We start from the raw sequence: 16,351 nt of genomic DNA on the forward strand, positions 1-16,351 counted from the left end.
AATTATTAGACACATTGGTGTCAGGAGGGAACGGTCAAATGAAAAGAGAAGAGGTTTTAGCTGCCCTTAAAGCAGGAGAATTTGATGGACTAAACCATACGTATCAACCTTACACTACTGGTTACAGTAAAAATAGTTATCAAGATGAAATTAGTGTATCACATGGGACTATTGAGTTAACGAGAATTACTACTGGAAAATTCTTCGATGGAAAGGAAAATGAACGATTTGAAGAGAGCAAAACGGATGTGTTAAGTGATTCTAAAGCGGTTGATTTTATTGAAAGACGTCCGTATTATTTTGCGCAAAGAAGACCCGATTTGTTTTAATGGAGTACTTTAGTTTCTAAGATGCCTTCGGAGTAAATGCGGTGTGTAGTCCATATTCAAAAGAACTGGGCTATTTTTTATAAGACGAATTGTAATATTAAGTGCAACACCCTAAAAACAAAAAAGGGCCCATGACAGATTCGTGTAAAATGTAAGTTACCACACCAACACTACACGGAGGTTCTGTCATGAGCTACGTCCATCTTACCATATCGGAACGCGTCAAAATAGAAACCCTAGCGGATTTGAATTACTCGATCCGTGAAATAGCCCACAAATTGGGACGTAGTCCCTCTACCGTTTCGCGGGAAATGAAGCGTTGCGAAAGTGCAGGTCCTTATCAAGCAGAATCAGCTCAGGAAACTTATGCCGGCAAGAAAAAGCGCTGCGGCGCGAAGTCCAAAGGGACAGAAGTAACAGTGGCCACTGTCCAGCAGAAGCTTGACGAGACCTGGTCCCCGGAACAGATTGCCAACCGGCTATTCGAAGGAAGGCTGTGCTTTAAAACCATTTACCGCTGGATCTACGAAGGGTTGATTCAGGTGCCGCTAACTGTACTGCGGCAGAAAGGCAAACGGCGGAAACCACAGGAAACGCGGGGCCGTTTTACCATTGGGACACCCATTGCCAAACGACCGAAAGAGGTCCGGAAACGGGAGACCTTCGGTCACTGGGAACTGGATACCGTTGTCTCCAGCCGCGGAAAAAGCAAAGCCTGTGTGGCCACCTTCATTGAACGGAAAACCCGCTGGTATACCGCCGTCAAAATGGTGGACCGTACCTCAGCCTCCATGGAGAAGGCGGTTCATACCTTGTGTCAACTCATTCCGGAGGACGGCTTTCTCACGGCAACCACCGACCGGGGCAAAGAATTCAGCTGTTACAGCTCGCTTGAAAAAGATCTGAACATCCAAGTGTATTTTGCGGATCCGTATTCTTCCTGGCAGCGTGGAAGCAACGAAAATGGCAATGGTCTTTTGCGTGAATTCTTTCCAAAGAAAACCGATTTCGCCAGCGTCAGTGAAAGTGAATTAAACGAAGCACTCATGGATGAAGTGTTGCACTTAATTTGACAAACTATCAAAAGTATAAAAGCATTAAGTGGAGAAGAGAACAAGATAGTTGTAAAATGTAGGAGATTTTTTTATGGGATATTTTGAAGACGTATTGGCCAAGTCAAAAAAAGAAGTGGACATTGAAAAATTGAAGCTCGATTTGAAAAGATTTTTTATCATAAGAAGAGAAACATATTCAGAGTTAGAAGGTTCAACTAATTATTCGAATGCTTTGCAGTCGAAAAGAGAAGAGATTGTGAATGATGTAAAAGACTTCTTAGAACCAATAGGTTATGAAGTCGCGTTACTTGAACATCCTCAGATGCAAGGAGTAATAGGTATAGAAGCGAGAAGTGGAAGCGAGAGTTTCAGTTTAAGGTTTTCTGACGAAAAATCTTTCGTATTTAATCGCCCTGGACACTTTTTCGTTAATTTTTCATTAATAGATGTTAGTGAAGAAAGATGGTTAACATTGGGAAGTGAACAAAATGACGAAGTTACTTTGATTGGTCACTATTCTGGCGGAGATTTTGAAACACTGAATCAGGCAAAAAAAGATGTGGAGAAAGAAATAAATAGTTTCCGCGAAAAACTTAACAATGCCTATACTCCGGTAGTTCAAATTCAAAACACTGAAAATGACTTCATTTTTGAAGACTTTCAAAAAGCCTTGGAAGATATTGATGAAAATTAGAAAAGATAATGCGGAATAGCACTCTGAAAAGGGTGCTATTTTTGTTGTTTAATTATGGAGTATCATTTTAAAATTACGATTGACCAAGAAGAGACTCGCAAACAGATTAATAAGAAATTAGATGAAGCTATCCAGCAAGTTCTCTTTACTTGGGATATAAACGAAATGGCGAAACGAAACTGTATGAGTAAGTCATTCTTAGTAAACGAATTTTTTGATGATCCGCGGATGAAGTTACTGGAGCGACGGAAAGATAAAAGTAAGTGGTTTTGGTTTTATGAGGAAAGCTTGGTAGTGATGAGAGAAATAATGGATACTTGGTAGTAACTAAATGCGTGGACAGACAGTGATTAAAAGCGACAAAAATCTTTTGATTTCTTGAAACGAAATTTTTTTCATAAAAAAGTAATATCAGACATACCCATTTTAAAGCACTCAGGAGGTCTTCTAACGAGAAGTGGTTTTTAATAGTAATTAGGCCTAAAAAAAGTATCTAACTCTGTTTAGATGGTCCTAAAGGACTTTGAATAGGTGTTTTTTGACGCATGTGCATGACATTTCTTCCCGACATATCGTTGTCTTTTTGTAAATCCGTCTGGGGTGTACAAGTACTTAACCAGTGGTATAGTATAAAAAAGATACAAAATCAACTTCTAAAAGGTAGTTGTCGTAACTTCAAAGCGAGACAGCTTACCAGCTACTTTTTATTGAAAAGGAAAATACTATGAAATTCTATCACAGTACAAAATCTGAATATGCGGCTTCTATTGTCGATGAACAGGTAATCAATCCAAGTTATTATGATTTAGCTGCCTATCTCCGAGAAGTCATTCTGAATGGTTGGTTTGAGAAAGATGAGTTTGTAGATACTAATCAATTATTAATTCCTCAAAAATTCACTGATGCCGAAGGCAATGAACAATATGTGAGTTGGCTAGGAGTTGGAGTATATTGCTTTGTAGAAACAGATTTAGAGCAAGCACTAGAATATAGTGCCAATCATGATGCAATTGTGGAGATAATTGTAGATGAAAAGCTGTGTCAAGGAACCAATATTTTTAATATGGATTCACGGCTGAACAGAAAAAAACTTAAAGAATTCGTTGTTAATGATTTGAAACAACTTGAAGATATGCAACGACCTGAAGATAAGGGGTATGCTCGACAATTCCGAGAATTATTAGAGGCTTGTCTAGACAACAACTTTCGAGGAACACCTCATGCAGCTGGTTTAATAATTGATTTATACATGATGTTAGTCGAAAACTTCAAGATAATTAAGTGTACTTTTACCCATGGTGGAGGGAAAAAAAACAAAGATCCCTGGTTTACTCAATATGTAGCCATAAAAGATACAGAAGTAATTATCGGATTGAATCAAATCTAATAAAAAAATTAGGGGTGATTGTTATGTTGAACAGTGAACAACTCATGAAACTAAATGATATTTTTCATTCCGCTATAAAACCGGTTATGCAAGAAAATGAAGAAAAACTAAGTAGTTTTATGAACGAAGTTCAAGAATACAGAGAATTTGCTATGGTGAAAAAAAATCAAACGCAAAAAGTGGAAGAGCTTTTATTTGATAGCATATATAGTCAGATGTTATTTCCTTCTTCAACTAAAAATGTTAAGAATCAAACAGGAGAAATTGCTGAAGAAAAGAAGCTGCGTCAAAATGTTAAGTTGAATGTAGAAGTTAACCATACTTTTTTAAATTCAGCCGACCATACAATTTCAGCAGTTATGAATACAATAATTAATAAGGATGTAGTAACAACGAATGTATCAAAAGAAGTCTCATTAGCGGCTTGAATTCTAAACGATTTCTTTAAAGGAGTATTAAAATGGAACCAGTTATCACATTTAGAGGGTATTCAATTGAGAAATTAGTCTTTACGAAAGAAGAAATGGATTTCGATGAAGAATTTGAAGACCAAAAAGATAAGGATTTAAGTCTTTCTCTAAATTACGGAGTCACAGAAGACTTTAAAGAAGGAAAAGTTGAGTTGACTGTTCGTATAAAAAATACAGAGAACGATATTAAGATATCACTCAAAGTTATTGGAGATTTTGAAATTAATAATCTTGATGATATTGATCAAATACACCAGTTCTTATCAGTTAATGGTACTGCTATACTCTATCCTTATGTACGGAGTATTATATCGATGGTGAGTAGTTTAGACTCGCATGATGCAATTTTATTGCCAACAATCAATACAAGTAATTTTGGTCAAGATTAAGACGTTACTTTTAATTCTGGCAACACTCCGGCAACATTGAAAATAGCTTTGTATAGTTTTCTGTAAATAAGAAAAAAGAAAACCTTCTATATAATAGGTTTTCTAGTATGCCATCCCATCCTATATCTGTCGCTAGTCAATGGGCGGCATGATGTAAATCATCAGCCCTTCCGGAAAAACTCCCTCTCACTAAGTGAGAGGGAGTTTTTCTATTCTGTTGAATAAAATATTAAAATGATTTTCTGAAAATGTGTTGTAATGAAATGGATCGTCTGATATTGTATTAATCACATCAGATTACTCGGTATTAAATTTCCGAGTATACATAAATTCTTATCTAGAGAAGTGGAGGGACTGGCCCTTTGAAGCTTCGGCAGCGGAACTAATTGGAGAACATTCCGATTTGTAACTGTGCCAAATCCAGCAGGTGCCCTAGACAGCACTTGAAAGATGAGAAGAGCCGGACCGTGAGCCCCTCTTCTTAATTATGGAGAGGGGGCTTTTTTCTATTCAATGGATTGAGAAGAGTGAGGAGTAAAAGGTATCGAACCGCCGAAATGTTTTACATCATTTCCAGTTTATAAAATTGCCGCATATGCAACTGGTTTAGATTTGTCAGGGGCAGAGTAAAATAATGAAAAACAAGGAGAGATAGCAAATGAAAAAGCGTTTAATTGGTGTGTTGAGGCTTTCAGCTTCCCTATTATTAGCGGGCTGCGGCAATGATCAAGCTTCCGGAAGGGATACGAAAGAAGTGCGGGTCGGTTTCGGAGTTGGCACTTATGAGCAGCAATTCAAAGAAGGCATCTTGCCCATCTTAGAGGAGAAAGGGTACACCGTTGATACGACAACCTTCTCTCAGAATATGCAGTTGAATCCGGCAATGCAAGAAGGTTCAATTGATGCGAGTATTTTTCAGAGTACAGCTTATATGGAAGGGATGAATGATGAATTAAACATGAATATGACCGGTATTGCTTTTGTGCCGAGTGCCCCTCAAGGATTATATTCTAAACATCATCAATCCCTGGATGAAGTGAAAGACGGATCAACCGTAGGGGTGCCGAATGATCCGGTAAACCAGGAAAGAGCGGTGCGTATTCTTGAGGAGTTGGGATGGGTGACTGTCTCGTCTGATGCAGGGGTGACTGATTTCAACCTAAAAGGTGTTGAAACAGCCGATTACGACATTGACATTAAAGTATTAGACCCTGCTCAAATTCTAGTATCACTGCAGGACATTGACTTTGGGGTCGTCAATGGCAATTATATTGCCAATGCTCCGGACCGGAAAATTACAGATGCCCTCAAGATTGAAGATACACCTGAGCAGCACCGGATTGTTGTAACGATTGAGGAAGAAAACGAGGATACAGAATGGGCGAGAGATTTGAAGGAAGCATATGAATCAGAGGAATTTAAGGAATACATCGAGTCGAATGAACAATATGACGGGTTCATCTTAACAGAGGAATGGGATCAATAAATAAGAACCCGTATTAGAAAAAGAAAGGTGAAGTGTACATGGATATCACAGCAGATAAGACCTTTGAAGAGCGTTTGCAGTTACTGACACATACGGTTGCCTCATTCTCAGAAAGAGCAGCCGAAAACGATCTTGAAGGAAGGTTTCCATTTGAGAATTTTAAAGAACTGAAAGCAATCCATTATCCTTTATTGACGATTCCAGCGGAGTACGGAGGAGCAGGCATCTCATTATATGAGATGCTGCGCTACCAAGAAGTTATCAGTAAGGCTGATGGATCCACAGGATTGTCCATCGGCTGGCACATGGGAATCATTAAAGATCTGGGAGAAAAGAATAGATGGAAAGAGTCTATGCTGAAAAAACTATTTGACGATATCAGAGAAAATGTGACATTGATCAATAACTGTGCGACAGAAAAGCAAACAGGAAGTCCGACAAGGGGAGGAAAACCTTCTACAACAGCTAAAAAGGATGGACGGCATTGGGTTATCGATGGAAGGAAGACGTTTACGACAATGGCTCCCGTATTGGATTATTTCAACGTAACAGCTGCGATTGAAGAGACAGGTGAAATTGGATTTTTCCTCATCCCACGCTCAAAAGTAGGGGTAGAGATCGAAGAAACGTGGGATAGTATAGCCATGAAAGGTACAGGGAGCCATGATTTGATATTGAATAACGTCAAGCTTGAGGAAGACTCATTAGTCGAAATTCTCGAACCTGGAAAAAAACAGGCAGCTGGATGGCTGCTTCATATTCCAGCATGCTACCTCGGCATTGCACAGGCAGCGCAGGATTATGCCATCAGTTTTGCAAAAGAATACTCGCCGAATAGTCTTAACGGTCCGATTATAGAGCTGCCGAATGTTAAGCAAAAGATTGGCCAAATCGAATTGGAACTAGTCAGAGCGAGACATTTTCTATATTCTGTAGCGAAGCAGTGGGATGAGTCGAATGAAGAGGAACGATCAAAGATGAATCCGGAATTGGGAGCCGTGAAGGTAGCTGTCACCAATTCAGCAATCACCGTTGTTGATTTGGCAATGAGGGTAGCAGGTGCTCATAGTTTATCAGAAAAGAGCCCACTGCAAAGATATTACCGGGATGTGAGAGCGGGCCTTCACAATCCACCTATGGATGATATGGTTATTCCGTTGCTTGCTGACTATGCGATTGGAAACCAGGCTGTGAAAAAAACTTTGAGTGAACAAGTCATTAAATAGCAACTAGAAGCTCTCCCGTTTATTCCACCCTCCATAAGAACTCGTTCAATTTGATTCATATTAAATTCATGAATATTCTTCTTATCCACTTCTTTTAGAAGAAATGAAACATCAAAAGAGCGCTGACCCTTTATTGGATCACCGCTCTTTTTTAGTATGAGCATTCGTCTCGCGCCTTAGGAAATTACGAACGTTTCAACTAATTATTTTGGCGGCTGCAACCATCAAGGAAATAGGCTATATAAGTTCAAATTATGTCTGCGCTTACAAACGTTCTTGTTTAGTTTGCGCTTATATGACACCTATCACTAGCCTCCCATAGGTGCGTCAGGTAAGTTATCCGTAGCAGAGAATTGCTTCCGATACGGAATTGCATTTAAAGGAGAAATTTTTTAATGAAGAAAATAGCTTGGATTACGGATACAGCTGCGCAATTGGATGAAGCTTTCATCCAAAAACATCATGTATATGTCCTGCCTCTTAGCGTTGTTTTTGACGATGGGTCATATCGGGAGTCCCTCGACCTTACACAGGAAGTGTTTTACGGTAAATTACGCTTAGCGAAAGTCTCGCCTAAAACCTCGCAGCCAGCAATTGGAGAAATGCTTTCTTTATACGAAAAATTGCAGTCCGAAGGATATGATTTTGCGATTGCTTTACACCTATCCAGCGGACTTTCTGGTACATTTGAAAGCGCGCAGTCGGCTACGGAAATGTCAGACTTCCAAGTGTATCCTATTGATTCGAAAATCGGTTCTTTTCCGATGGTGAAAATGATTGAAATTGGCGATAGCCTGTTGGCAGAAGGCAAGGACGTAGAAGAAGTTGTTGCGACAATAAAGGATATGACAGCTAAATCGCATTTATCTTTTATACCTTCAAGCTTGAACCAATTGCATAAAAGCGGTCGGGTTTCCGGCACACAAGCATTCTTAAGCAATATCCTGAACATCAAACTGGTCATTACGTTTGTAAATGGAAAAACGGTCATGAAAGAAAAAGTCCGTTCAAACAAGCGGGCAAAAAATACCGTGACTGATGCACTTCGCGCGGATATGGCGAAAGGCACTGTACCGGAAGTTGCGGCTATTCATTGCAATAATGCGGCTGACGCAGAAATATGGAAGAACGAGCTTTTGCAGGAGTTTCCAGGCTTAAAAGTACAAGTTGTTCCACTTAGTGTATGTGTCGGGGTACATGCGGGGGAAGGAACTACGGGGTTAAGCTGGGTTGCTTATTGATTTTTTATTATAAACGGTTAAAAAAGGGGCGAATCCAAAATGGGTTTGCCTCTTTTTAATCGGCTCCTTGATTAGCAGAAATCTTATTAAACAGTCTTTAGCTATATATGTTAAAATTTAAGAAATAAAGTAAAATTTTAGTTTAATCAACTGAGAAGTAAAACATGACAATAATCGAGGTGCATGATGGTAATAACGGTACAAGACTTGCAAATGTATAAGAATTTTGATGAGCTGGCTGAAGATGTCCTTGATCTTGCAAAAGAAATTCTGCCTGACCAATTGATTTACTTAACTTCATTCAGCGATACGCAGCAAATTATTTTGAAGCTGTCAGATCTTGACACAAGTATTCTTCTGACTGAAGGAATGACAATAAACCTTGAAGAGACAGTATGTGATCGAATTGATTTTGAAAAAAAACAGCCATTAATTTATGAGGATATTAAAAAAGCTTGTCCGAGTGATTTAAAAAAAGTACTCGAAGGAGCCAATATCAAGTCATACTTAGGGATTCCGATTTCCCGCGTAAACGGGGAGCGGTTTGGAACTTTGTGTGCAGTGCATCACGAAGAAAGCCATTTCAACAGCAAGAGCATAGTTCTGCTGCAAAGAATAGTCAGGATGTTTTCTTATTATTTGGATCTGGAGCGCTTTGCCTATAGAGATTCTTTGACTGAACTATACAACAGACATTATCTTTCGAAGTTTTTTGAAACCAATTCCATAAACGGAGGAGCGCTATACTTTCTTGATTTGGATGGATTTAAAAAGGTGAATGATGTGCATGGTCACGATACGGGGGATCTAGTGTTGAAGGAAGTTGCTCAGAGACTCCAAAACTTTGTGAAAGAGTATAATGATGCTTTTGTCGTTAGATTAGGGGGAGATGAATTCATCATAAATTTCTCTGGCATCTCTAGCAAAGAGGAAAGCAGCAAGCGAGCGGAACAGTTGCTTAACGATTTAAGTACATGGGGTGCCGAATATGAACTCTCCACAAGCATTGGCATTGCAACTTATCCTGCCGGTAATGAAAACAATTTAAACACGCTTCTTAAAAATGCAGACAATGCCTTATATCGTGCAAAAACAGCCGGAAAGAACACGTATAAATTTTTTTAAGCAATTTTTCTAAAATAATCAAAAGGTATACTTTTTTCATTACAAGTAATATAGGAGACCCTTTCCAAAAAAAGAGTGGTAAAAGGAGCTTACAAGATGGGCGAAACAAGCCAATTGCAAAAGACCTACAATCAATCCACATACAAGTTGGCAAATCATAGTGCACGCAATGTTCATGTTTTAAAAGAAGCCTTCCAAAACGTGAACGATGATTTGGAAAGTGATATGTATGGGAAAGGCCGGATTATTGAGGATTTCCAAGAGAAAATGGCTGCATTATTAGGGAAAGATGACGCCGTTTTTTTCCCCAGCGGCACAATGGCGCAGCAAATTGCTTTGCGCATATGGTGTGATGAAAAAGGAATAAAAAAAGTGGCTTATCACCCGCTGAGCCATTTAGAAATTCATGAAGAAGATGGGTTAAAAGAGCTGCATGGCATTGAAACGGTTTTGCTTGCGGATCGCCATCGTGTAATCGATCTGGATGATGTGATAAAAATGGAGGACGGGATTGCGGCAGTGTTGCTGGAATTGCCTCAACGTGAAATAGGCGGACAATTACCGAGCTTCGAAACGCTCGAACAGATTTCGCAGTATTGCCGGGAAAAGCAAATCAGGCTGCATCTTGATGGAGCGCGGTTGCTTGAAGTTCTCCCTTATTACCAAAAAACTGCGGCCGAAGTATGTGCTTTATTTGATAGCGTTTACTTGTCTTTATACAAAGGGATTGGTGGAATCGCCGGCGCCATATTAGCTGGCAATCGAGATTTTATTCAGCAATCGAAAGTTTGGAAAAGGCGGCATGGCGGCGATCTGATTAGTTTATATCCTTATATCATCTCAGCAGATTATTACTTTGACATTCGCGCTCATAAAATGGGACAGTATTTCGAAGAGGCAAAGGAAGTTGCTGCTTTGTTCAATTCTTGTTACGGCATCTCCACGCTTCCGGTTGTTCCTGTGTCCAATATGTTCCATGTCCATTTTCCGTATGCCAAAGAGCGGGTAGAAGCGGTTTTAGCCGAATTGGGACAAGAGATGGAAGTAGGAATAACTGGCCGTTTAACAATGGTTGATGAACAGTCTTGTTATTTTGAATTTAGCATGGGAGACCAATATTCAGAGATCCCTAAAGAACTCGTCACCAGCTTATTTGAAGGACTGGATCAAAGCATGACACATCATTTTAAGCCTTAGAAATGGATGCCACCCCCCTCAACAAAGGGTTGAGGGGGTTTTTGTCTTTTCAAAACGCGCTGCTTTCCACAAATGCGTGACTCGTGTAAACTATATAAGGTTAAGAAAAGATAGAATGATTTTGCAGATTTAATTTATTTACAGCATAGATCTTGGATGTTGGGCTGACCTCTCATCCTGTAACGAAAGGATTGGAATTTAAATATGAAAGAGAATTTTTGGCGTGATTTGCCGCGGCCGTTTTTTGTATTGGCCCCGATGGAAGATGTCACGAATGTTGTGTTTCGCCATGTGGTGGCTGAAGCAGCACGGCCGGATGTATTTTTTACAGAGTTTACGAACACAGAAAGCTATTGCCACCCGGAAGGCATTTTCAGTGTGCGTGGACGCCTGACGTTCACGCCGGATGAACAGCCGATGGTGGCTCATATATGGGGCAATAAACCCGAGCATTTCCGGGACATGAGCATCGGGATGGCGGAACAGGGCTTTAAAGGGATTGATATCAATATGGGCTGCCCAGTGCCGAACGTGGCTGCAAAAGGAAAAGGCAGCGGCTTGATCCGCTACCCGGACAATGCAGCGGAGATCGTACAAGCTGCAAAAGCGGGCGGATTGCCTGTCAGTGTCAAAACGCGCCTCGGCTATAGCGACGTGGAAGAGTGGAGAGGCTGGCTGACCCATATCTTGGAGCAGGACATCGCCAATCTATCGATTCATCTGCGCACCAAAAAAGAAATGAGCGCTGTGCCTGCGCATTGGGAGCTGATTCCGGAAATCAAGAAACTCCGTGATGAGATCGCACCTGATACATTGCTGACGATCAACGGGGATATTCCGGATCGCCAAGCAGGCCTCGAGCTTGCCGAAAAATACGGCATCGATGGCGTCATGATCGGGCGTGGGATTTTCCACAATCCCTTTGCTTTTGAGACAGAGCCGAAAGAACACAGCACCGAGGAATTATTCGATCTCTTGCGCCTGCATTTGGACCTGCACGATAAGTATTCAACGGAAATCGAGCCGATTTCGTTCAAACCGCTCCGCCGTTTCTTTAAGATCTACGTGCGTGGCGTCCGTGGAGCGGGCGAGTTGAGAAACCAATTGATGTATACCGAGACGACAGATCAAGTGCGGGCTTTGCTTGATGCTTTTGGGGAGGAAGAAATTACTGCGCCAAAGCCGGTATTGTGAAATCAGCTGTGCAATAACTGCTGATTAGAAGCCGGTACGTGCTATAATGAAGAACTTAGGACGATTGCGGCTTTTGCTCATAAGTGAACGAATGGCCCAACGCCTATCAATAAACCATAGAGGTGTAAAAAATGAATAAACGATGGACGATCGATAAAATCAGAACGTTTGTGGAGAAAAATTCAGATAGCAAATTGCTGTCGACGGAATATCACGGGTTTTCACAAAAGCTGCTTTTCAAATGTGCATGCGGCAATAATTTCGAAAAGACATTTACGAAGTTTAATAAGAATGACCAACGCAAATGCGACGTGTGCCAACCGCCAAAAGAACCGCGCGGCGCGTAATGCAAAGCGAAGCACCCATTTCCCGCAACGGAAATCGGTGCTGTTTTTATTGAAAGGCTTGCGATATGCTATGATTGACTTTGACGAGACAACTGCATGAATCAGCAGTTTGCCCAGGAGGTATAGGGATGGATAACAACGATTTACTCATAAGATTGCGCTACGCGCTCGATATCAAAAACCATGACATGGTGGAAATCTTTAAGCTTGGCGACGTAAAAGTGTCAAAAGAAGATGTCATGAAAATGCTGACGAAAACCCCTGAAGATTACGATGGCCAAGCTGGCGGCATTATGGGCGAGGACGAATTCAAGGATTATTTGAGCGTCAGTGACGCAACATTCGAGTCATTCCTGAACGGATTGATCATTTTTAAACGAGGCAAGCAAGAACCGAAGCCGGGCCAGCCCGACAAGCCCGCTTTGACGAATGAACCATCAAAAAACTTGCTGTTGAAGAAAGTGAAAATCGCGCTGCAGCTGACGAGCGAGGATATGCTTGAAATTCTGGCACTGGCTGGTGTGACGGTCACAAAGAGCGAGATGAGTGCGATGCTGCGCAAAGAAGGGCATAAAAACTACAGCGTTTGCGGCGACCGCTATGCGCGCAATTTTTTGAAAGGCCTGGGCCTGAAATACCGTAAATGAAGAAAATAGGAAAAAACGCAAACCCAATTCCGGGTTTGCGTTTTTTTGTGCTCAATGCAGATTGTTTTGTGTTTCTTCCATATAATGTTCGAGGCGGTCGAACGTTTCGGTCATTCCTTCGACAGCTCCCATGTCAGTGACTTTGCGCAGGTCTTCTTCTGAGTCGAACACGGTGCGGCTAATAATGCGCGTGCCGTTTTCTTCTTCCAAGAATTCGTCGATAATTTTCATAGCGGGAAGGCCTTCGGCGTCATTGCCTTCTTCATCAGAAAATGTGTCTGTATACGTAAGCAAATGGGGTTTTTCGACTTTGTCATAAATTGCTTTGCCCCATGCCTCCTCACCGTTTTCCGAGCGCATGCAATAATGCCAGATGCCTCCAGGGCGCACGTCCATCTTATAGTTTTCCGTCGTCCAGCCGTTCGGACCCCACCAATTCTTCACGTGCTGCGGTTCCGTATACATCGTATACACAAGCTCCGCGGGGGCGTTGAAAAACCGTTCCATAACGAGTTCAGTGCCTTCGATCCGCGTCGAGGCGCCATTCGATCCATTATTCGCTGACATGTAAATTCCTCCTTCTGATTTATGTGCTTTCTTCGTCTCCGTTTCCGGGCGGCAGCGTCCAATCTTCAAAGGGAAGTTTTCTTAATAACTCCATAATAAAGAATTTGTGCTCGAATGAAAAGTCTATTCGCAAGAAATTATTTGAATTCATAGAAAATAACAATTTCTAAATTCCATCAAAATGATTATGATAAATAAGGAAGAATTTTTTACAGTGAAGGGGATAAATGAAATGAAATGGCTGCCGACACGAAAGAATAAGGTGGACGCCTTTTGGCAATGGTTTTTGGACAATGAGGAAAGTTATTTTGAGCTGGCGGAAGAGGAAAGAGAAGAGCTTTTCGATTTGCTGCACCGCAAGCTGAAAAAGGTCAATAAGCATCTGGCGTTCGAATTCAGTGCAGAGCCGGAAGATGGCAAGCGCGAGTTCATCATTAGCGCGGATGGGATGGTGGAGGCCTTTGATGAAGTCTTCGACTTGCATGAAACGGCGCCGGAGCTTGAGCGGTTTACCGTCATCCCTTTCCGGCAAGCCTCTGACGAAGAGTTCAGCGTCAATTGGGGCGATATGAAATTGACAAGGGATGACGTCTATTACACCGCGCTCAAAGACCTGGAGCGCGAGGAAGTCAGCTTGAACCTTTATATCAAAGGGCTGACCGAAGAGAACAATGAGGAGTTGATTCCGGTGGTGTTCATTCTGCTGGATTCAGTCATCGGCGAATACAATATGGGCGTGCACGTCGGCAACATCGAGTTCCGGCCATTCGAAGCGCATCCGAAAGCGCGGCCAATCCAAACTTTGAAGGAATTGTTTCCAGACAATAGCCTGTGAAGGATTTTGAAATAAAGCGCGTGACGGATTTTATTGCCAGGAGAAAGCATTGCCCATGCCGTATAGTATAAAAAAGGTATTTTCATGATTTTTTGTTCGTTGCTGCGACAGGCGGTACACAAAAGATGAAAGGCGTGATGGTTGATGCAGCTTATTGTTTTGGTGTTTGGCATAATAGCTGTGGCGCTGTATGCCTATAAAAAAAGCTTGCCTTCAGAAGGCAGGAATGAGAGCCGGACCAAAAACGCAGGGGCGAATTTGGCTGTGGTGACAGCGGAGCGGATTGAGGAGTTGCCGGAGCCGGTGCAGAAATGGCTGGTATGGAGCGGTTCGGTCGGCAAAGCGGAAGTGCGCAGTATGTACTTGGAGCAGACAGGGCAAATCAAGCTGAAGCCGGAACAGAAGCATTGGACTCCTGCCAAAGCGGAGCAGTATTCAACTTTCGAGCCCCCGGAATTCACGTGGAAAGTGGATATGAAGATGGCACCTGGCATCCATATCAGCGGAAAGGATGTCTTCCGCAACGGGCGCGCACAGATGCGCATCAAATTCAACGGCATCATGCCGCTGTCGAAGACTGAAAACAGCCCTAAGACGAACCAATCGTCGCTGCAGCGCTATTTAATGGAATTATCCTGCTGCCCGCCGGCGGCATTAAGCTCTTACGTCAGCTGGCAAAGAGTCGATGAGACGACGGCGACAGCAATGATGGAGCTGAACGGTGTGTCCGGCAATGCAGATTTCCATTTCAACGCGCAAGGAAAATTAGAATCGGTCAAGGCATGGCGCTATAAAGACAGCAACGAAGGGGCCGAGATGGTGCTCTGCACCGCGAATATCCTAAGTTATATGGAAGCAGGCGGCATCAAGGTGCCATCTAAGATGGAGATTGTTTGGAACCTGCCGGAAGGGCCATTTACTTGGTACGAATTCGAAGTCAGTGGCGTCCATTTCAACGAGCCTGCGCCTGCAGGGCGGCATTGAGCAGGGAATTAGTTTATCTGTCAAATGACAAGGGAAAAGACAGGTTATGGAAAGCCACAGCTAGCAAGCTGGGGCTTTTGTTCGTGATAAACTGAGGGAATGGGAGTGTAGAAGATGAATTATCGGGACATTGGAAAGACGGATATGAACGTCAGTGAATTGAGTTTTGGCACGTGGGCAATCGGCGGCGATTGGGGCAGCAACGACGACAGCGAATCGCTGCGCGCCCTCGATTATGCCATGGATGAAGGGGTGAACTTTTTCGATACCGCAGACGTTTATGGCGGGGGCCACAGTGAAGAGCTATTGGCAAAAGCCACCAAAGGCAAAGAATCGGACATCATGATCGCGACGAAATTCTGCCGCGCAGGTGATGTCCATGATCCCGCGACGTATTCGGAAGAAAGTGTCACGGCATATTGCGAAGCCAGCTTGCAGCGATTGGGGCGCGAAGCGATCGATTTGTATCAAATCCATTGCCCGCCGATTGAGATTTTGCGGGATGGCCGGGTCTTCGAAAGGCTGGATAAACTGAAGGCACAAGGAAAAATCCGCCATTACGGCGTCAGCGTTGAAACGGTTGAAGAAGGCTTGCTTTGTCTTGAAAACCCCAATGTCAGCAGCCTGCAAGTCATTTTTAATCTGTTCCGCCAAAAACCGCTCGAGGAATTATTCCCGAAAGCGTTGGAGCAGGGCGTCGGCATTCTGGCACGTGTGCCATTGGCAAGCGGCTTGTTAACCGGAAAATTCACCAAAGACGCCGAGTTCGAAGCGGCGGACCACCGCAATTTCAACCGCGACGGCCAGGCATTCAACGTCGGTGAAACATTTGCCGGCCTGGAGTTCAACAAAGGCGTCGACCTGAGCAATGAATTGAAATGGATTGCGGAAGGGCGCGGCAGTATGGCGCAAGCTTCGCTAAAGTGGATTTTGGAACACGATGCGATTTCATCAGTCATTCCGGGTTTCAAAAATGTGCGCCAAGTAAAAGACAATCTGCAGACGTTGGATGCCGAAGGGTATTCAGCCGAAGAGCTGGAGCGTCTGTCGCAATTCTATAGAGAAGAAGTAGCCGGGGCAATTAGAGGCCCTTATTAAGGGTGAAATTTCTGGAGAGCCTTATCTCGAAGAAATTCCCTTCATTTGAATCAGAAAAAGCTTTGCCGTCTATCGGTGAA

General features: G+C 42.6%; 18 protein-coding genes and 1 riboswitch. Of the genes, 17 read left to right on the forward strand and 1 reads right to left on the reverse strand.

The features are described 5' to 3' along the window. Window positions 1-38 precede the first annotated feature (38 nt). From AC4EHJ_RS11040 to AC4EHJ_RS11105, 14 genes are all read left to right on the forward strand, one after another. Window positions 39-329, forward strand: coding sequence for a hypothetical protein (locus AC4EHJ_RS11040; RefSeq protein ID WP_490975673.1), 291 nt, complete (start codon window positions 39-41; stop codon window positions 327-329). A 188-nt stretch (window positions 330-517) separates the two neighbouring features. Beyond that, the gene (locus AC4EHJ_RS11045; protein WP_490975674.1) at window positions 518-1,402 is read left to right on the forward strand and encodes an IS30 family transposase; all 885 of its coding nucleotides are present in this window, start codon (window positions 518-520) and stop codon (window positions 1,400-1,402) included. 73 nt (window positions 1,403-1,475) lie between these two features. After that, entirely contained in the window at window positions 1,476-2,078 is a 603-nt protein-coding gene (locus AC4EHJ_RS11050; RefSeq protein ID WP_490975675.1) for a hypothetical protein, read from the forward strand. 724 nt (window positions 2,079-2,802) lie between these two features. Further along, the gene (locus tag AC4EHJ_RS11055) at window positions 2,803-3,465 is read left to right on the forward strand and encodes a hypothetical protein (RefSeq protein WP_490975676.1); all 663 of its coding nucleotides are present in this window, start codon (window positions 2,803-2,805) and stop codon (window positions 3,463-3,465) included. Window positions 3,466-3,488: 23 nt separating this feature from the next. Next, complete coding sequence (locus AC4EHJ_RS11060; RefSeq protein WP_490975677.1) at window positions 3,489-3,893, forward strand: hypothetical protein; 405 nt, start codon at window positions 3,489-3,491, stop codon at window positions 3,891-3,893. 32 nt (window positions 3,894-3,925) lie between these two features. Beyond that, on the forward strand, window positions 3,926-4,324 hold the full coding sequence (locus AC4EHJ_RS11065; protein WP_490975678.1) for a protein-export chaperone SecB: 399 nt from the start codon (window positions 3,926-3,928) through the stop codon (window positions 4,322-4,324). A gap of 330 nt (window positions 4,325-4,654) precedes the next feature. Next, a riboswitch (SAM riboswitch) is annotated at window positions 4,655-4,781 on the forward strand. A gap of 201 nt (window positions 4,782-4,982) precedes the next feature. Continuing rightward, window positions 4,983-5,810 (forward strand): MetQ/NlpA family ABC transporter substrate-binding protein, encoded by an 828-nt coding sequence (locus AC4EHJ_RS11070; RefSeq protein ID WP_490975679.1) that lies wholly within the window; start codon window positions 4,983-4,985, stop codon window positions 5,808-5,810. A 38-nt stretch (window positions 5,811-5,848) separates the two neighbouring features. Further along, complete coding sequence (locus AC4EHJ_RS11075) at window positions 5,849-7,036, forward strand: acyl-CoA dehydrogenase family protein (protein WP_490975680.1); 1,188 nt, start codon at window positions 5,849-5,851, stop codon at window positions 7,034-7,036. A gap of 395 nt (window positions 7,037-7,431) precedes the next feature. Continuing rightward, complete coding sequence (locus AC4EHJ_RS11080) at window positions 7,432-8,277, forward strand: DegV family protein (protein WP_490975681.1); 846 nt, start codon at window positions 7,432-7,434, stop codon at window positions 8,275-8,277. 186 nt (window positions 8,278-8,463) lie between these two features. Further along, window positions 8,464-9,402: a GAF domain-containing protein gene (locus AC4EHJ_RS11085; RefSeq protein ID WP_490975682.1), complete on the forward strand. Its 939-nt coding sequence runs from the start codon at window positions 8,464-8,466 to the stop codon at window positions 9,400-9,402. 96 nt (window positions 9,403-9,498) lie between these two features. Further along, window positions 9,499-10,599, forward strand: coding sequence for a threonine aldolase family protein (locus AC4EHJ_RS11090; RefSeq protein WP_490975683.1), 1,101 nt, complete (start codon window positions 9,499-9,501; stop codon window positions 10,597-10,599). A gap of 204 nt (window positions 10,600-10,803) precedes the next feature. Continuing rightward, window positions 10,804-11,793, forward strand: a complete 990-nt coding sequence (locus tag AC4EHJ_RS11095) for a tRNA dihydrouridine synthase (protein WP_490975684.1) — start codon at window positions 10,804-10,806, stop codon at window positions 11,791-11,793. A gap of 131 nt (window positions 11,794-11,924) precedes the next feature. Beyond that, entirely contained in the window at window positions 11,925-12,140 is a 216-nt protein-coding gene (locus AC4EHJ_RS11100) for a hypothetical protein (RefSeq protein ID WP_490975685.1), read from the forward strand. A gap of 128 nt (window positions 12,141-12,268) precedes the next feature. Next, complete coding sequence (locus tag AC4EHJ_RS11105; RefSeq protein WP_490975686.1) at window positions 12,269-12,787, forward strand: YehS family protein; 519 nt, start codon at window positions 12,269-12,271, stop codon at window positions 12,785-12,787. A gap of 51 nt (window positions 12,788-12,838) precedes the next feature. Here AC4EHJ_RS11105 and AC4EHJ_RS11110 read toward each other — a convergent pair whose 3' ends face one another. Continuing rightward, window positions 12,839-13,354, reverse strand: coding sequence for an SRPBCC family protein (locus tag AC4EHJ_RS11110; protein WP_490975687.1), 516 nt, complete (start codon window positions 13,352-13,354; stop codon window positions 12,839-12,841). A 232-nt stretch (window positions 13,355-13,586) separates the two neighbouring features. Between AC4EHJ_RS11110 and AC4EHJ_RS11115 the strand changes: the two genes are divergently transcribed. From AC4EHJ_RS11115 to AC4EHJ_RS11125, 3 genes are all read left to right on the forward strand, one after another. Then, on the forward strand, window positions 13,587-14,189 hold the full coding sequence (locus AC4EHJ_RS11115) for a hypothetical protein (RefSeq protein WP_490975688.1): 603 nt from the start codon (window positions 13,587-13,589) through the stop codon (window positions 14,187-14,189). A gap of 144 nt (window positions 14,190-14,333) precedes the next feature. Further along, window positions 14,334-15,173 carry a DUF6920 family protein gene (locus tag AC4EHJ_RS11120; protein ID WP_490975689.1) on the forward strand — a complete coding sequence of 280 codons (840 nt, stop codon included), beginning with the start codon at window positions 14,334-14,336 and terminating at the stop codon, window positions 15,171-15,173. Window positions 15,174-15,287: 114 nt separating this feature from the next. Further along, a complete protein-coding gene (locus AC4EHJ_RS11125) occupies window positions 15,288-16,271 on the forward strand; it encodes an aldo/keto reductase (RefSeq protein ID WP_490975690.1) in 984 nt (327 codons plus the stop codon). Window positions 16,272-16,351: the final 80 nt, after the last annotated feature.

The sequence above is a fragment of the Planococcus sp. TJ-301 genome (assembly GCF_058268475.1).